Genomic DNA, 3,312 nt, shown 5'->3' with positions numbered 1-3,312 from the left:
GGGAATGATTTCATCAATTATAGTCTGTTCATTCCTCTTTATATTTGCAGATCCGCTGTCATTCATATTTTCATACTCATCAGACAGCTCTGTTTTAGCTCCTAAAGTCGTTGAAGCATTAAGGATTTTATGTTTCTTCCTGCTTTTCATGCCGTTCGGTGTTCTTTCCGGAAATATTTTCCAGTCAATGGGAAAAGGAACATTTTCACTACTGATAACAGTATTGAGGTCATTCATACTTGAGGTAATATTTGCAGGAATCTTTGCATTTATTCTTGGTTTGGGTGCAGTCGGCGTTTACTGGGGCCTTGTTTGCGGTATGACTTTAGGTTCAATCATCGGATATATTTTCATTAACTATTATTTAAACAAAAATAAGAGTTATTTTAACGGCTAACTGTGCTGATGACTATTTTTTTCTAAAAACATAATATTAATTTACAGATTGATAACTACTAAAAGTGATAATATGGCTCGAAAAACATATCTCTATGAATGGAAAAAAGAAGACTTTGAAAACCTAACTGACATTGAAAAGGAAGCTTTCAAAAAAGCCGATGAGTTAAATGACATGATGCTTGATATTAAGATACTGATGGATGAAATTGATGAGGAATGGAGTCAGTATATGAAATACCTTGAAGATTCAAAAATATCCAGAATATGTGAGTTTAGAGGAGGACAGTGCATTGAATTTGACGAGGAACTTTTAAACGCCATAGTCAATACTTTAAAAAAATCACTCAATGACACAAAGGATTCCTTAAATCACAATTCAAAAAAAATCAACTTAGACCTTGTAATTGATGGATAATATTCAATAGAAACCTTTATTATATTCAATTTGTATATAAATAATCATGTCAGAGATAAAAAAACTCACAATTGACGTTGATGTTTCGGACTATGTGGAAAAATATGTAAACTTTGACGAGATCTCAAAACTCTGCATAGAAGAACAGGAGAATTTAGGCTATAACTGGAATTATCCTCCATTTGATTTTGATGTTAATGAAGTATGGAACTCATATAACAAATTAAAGATCATTGCTTTTAAAATTGACTTTTCAGCCGAAGAACTAGAGCACACTTTCGAGGAAAGGGAACTTGAATACATTTTGAAAAGATTTGAACGCATGAAAGTCAAGTTCATGAATGAAATCTATATGCTTGAAAGTGAAGATGCACTTGGACTGTTTTTGGGAAAATGCAACCTGTGCATGAGATGTACAAGGGAATTTGAAATGCCCTGCAAAATGCCTTTCAAAATGAGATACTCCCTTGAATCATTAGGTGCATACACAGACAGGACTGTTGAAGACTTCTTCGGATATCCGATAAAATACGCTCATGACGGCAAACTTCCCGAATATCTGATATTTGTCGGAGGTCTGCTGTATGATAAAAAGTAGGTGATTAATATGAAAGTAAGTATAATAGGAGGAACCGGACCACAAGGACTTGGAATTGCAGAAAGATTAGCTATTGCGGGTGTTGATGTAATTGTAGGTTCACGTAAGGAAGAAAAAGCATTGGAAGTAGTTGCAAAGGCAAAAGAAGACCTTGCGGACTATGAATTATCCATGGTTGGTATGGCAAACGAAGATGCTGCAAAAGAAGGTGATGTATTAATCATAACAGTACCTTTAGTAGCACAAAAACCAACAGTTGAAGGAATAAAAGAATTCTGTAAAGACAAAATCGTCATGGATGCAACAGTACCTCTCGAAACAGCAATCGGCGGAAAACCATTCAGATTCATAGACCTTATGGAAGGATCAGCTGCTGAAAGAACCGCTGCAATTCTTGAAGGAACCGGAGCAAAGGTAATCTGTGCATTCTGTAATATCTCAAACTCTCATCTATCAAACATTCCAGAAGAAATCGACTGTGACTGCCTAATTGCAGGTGATGACAAGGAAGCTAAAGAAACAGCTGCTGAAATCATTGACAAAATTCCGGGAATCAGAACAATCGATACAGGTATACTTGAAAAAGCACGTATCATTGAAAAAATCACTCCTCTGTTAATTGGATTGAATATCAAGTACAAATCCCATTACGGCGGATTAAGAATAACAGGAATTCCTGCATTAGATAAGGAATAGATTTTTATGGATTCATTTGAGGCTTTAGTTGGAAAAAACATAAATGAAGTAGTCTTGAATGAATCAACAACTTTTTTTGTAGCTCCCCTGGAGTATTTTTATAAAAACTGCGGCATGAGATATCCCGCTTCAAAGTTCAGGATGGCCGATTTGGACTATTTTGATTTAATTGATTTTAGTGACTTGTTTAGATATGAATCAATACTGATAATCTGGCATGATGAGACAGGTCTGATTACCGATTTGGAGCTCTATTATCTAAGCAATGACTTTGATGTTCTTTTTGCGGATTATTACTATATCAAAAAAGCTATTGACAACGGTGAAGCACACAAATTGCGTGAAGGGGATACAAAATATTTGGGAGCTTCAAGGCTCTCTGATAAAGTTTCACAGCCAAACAGTGACAAATTGGCAAATAAAAGAGAATTCGTTTTAAAAAAGAAATATCTGCAGAAAATACTTAATGAAATGGATTTGAAGCGCCGCTTTTAAATAGATTGCTGTAATTAAAATTCATTTAAAGCTATTTTTGGAGGAAAATAATGAAAAAAGTAAAAATCACTATTTTGAAAACAACTCTTCAGGAGGATTTGGCTAAGGAATATGGTGTTGATGGGCTTTCAACTTGCCCCTTAATGAGTGAAGGTCAGGTATTCTATGCAGATTATGCCAGGCCAGATAATTTCTGTGATGAAGCATGGAAAGCAATTTATCAGTATGTTTTTGCACTGGCTCATGGCGTTCAGGAAATCTGGTACTATAATGACTGGATAAAAACTCCCGGTGTTGCAATCGTTTCATTCAATGACGGCTTAAGGCCAGTAATCATGAAATTGGAGGCAACAGATATTGAATCACATGCTGAAGATTAATATTTTACAGAAATAGAATATATTTTAGAATCTATTTATATTATATTTCTTCTATTTTTTTATCAAACTCTTTTTGCGCATTTTCATAGAAATATCCCAATTCCCTACCGTTAACGAATATGTGACTGACTGTTATTGACACGCTCATCTCGTAGTCATTGTTCACTTTTCCCCAGGTAATTAGGGGCTGTATTGCATTTCCGTCCACGACACAGTTTGTAAGCATGTCAAAGTCTACCCACGGAATGCATGAGAAATTGGCAATATTTGTCAAGTCCCTTTGTTCCATTTCTAGTATGTATCCTTCTTTTTTACCGCTTAAGATGTCT

At 35.1% G+C, this 3,312-nt stretch carries 6 protein-coding genes and 1 pseudogene; 6 read left to right on the top strand and 1 reads right to left on the bottom strand.

What is annotated here, in order from left to right; genetic code table 11:
* From ACJMLH_RS09640 to ACJMLH_RS09615, 6 genes are all read left to right on the top strand, one after another.
* Positions 1 to 397 (top strand): MATE family efflux transporter (locus tag ACJMLH_RS09640; protein ID WP_405277118.1); only part of this gene is annotated, 397 nt, incomplete at its 5' end.
* 72 nt (positions 398 to 469) lie between these two features.
* Positions 470 to 814, top strand: coding sequence for a hypothetical protein (locus tag ACJMLH_RS09635; protein WP_405277116.1), 345 nt, complete (start codon positions 470 to 472; stop codon positions 812 to 814).
* A 46-nt stretch (positions 815 to 860) separates the two neighbouring features.
* Positions 861 to 1,412 (top strand): DUF2284 domain-containing protein, encoded by a 552-nt coding sequence (locus ACJMLH_RS09630; RefSeq protein WP_405277114.1) that lies wholly within the window; start codon positions 861 to 863, stop codon positions 1,410 to 1,412.
* Positions 1,413 to 1,421: 9 nt separating this feature from the next.
* Complete coding sequence (gene npdG / locus ACJMLH_RS09625) at positions 1,422 to 2,108, top strand: NADPH-dependent F420 reductase (protein ID WP_405277112.1); 687 nt, start codon at positions 1,422 to 1,424, stop codon at positions 2,106 to 2,108.
* A 6-nt stretch (positions 2,109 to 2,114) separates the two neighbouring features.
* On the top strand, positions 2,115 to 2,603 hold the full coding sequence (locus tag ACJMLH_RS09620; protein ID WP_405277110.1) for a hypothetical protein: 489 nt from the start codon (positions 2,115 to 2,117) through the stop codon (positions 2,601 to 2,603).
* A gap of 50 nt (positions 2,604 to 2,653) precedes the next feature.
* Entirely contained in the window at positions 2,654 to 2,983 is a 330-nt protein-coding gene (locus tag ACJMLH_RS09615; protein WP_405277108.1) for a TIGR04076 family protein, read from the top strand.
* 40 nt (positions 2,984 to 3,023) lie between these two features.
* On the opposite strand, the pseudogene ACJMLH_RS09610 reads toward ACJMLH_RS09615, so the two are convergent.
* Positions 3,024 to 3,312 (bottom strand): annotated as a pseudogene (locus ACJMLH_RS09610) (chloramphenicol acetyltransferase); the annotation flags it as partial.

It is taken from the genome of Methanobrevibacter sp., from assembly GCF_045116495.1.
Classification (GTDB): domain Archaea; phylum Methanobacteriota; class Methanobacteria; order Methanobacteriales; family Methanobacteriaceae; genus Methanocatella.
This window is presented reverse-complemented; position numbering and strand designations above follow the sequence as displayed.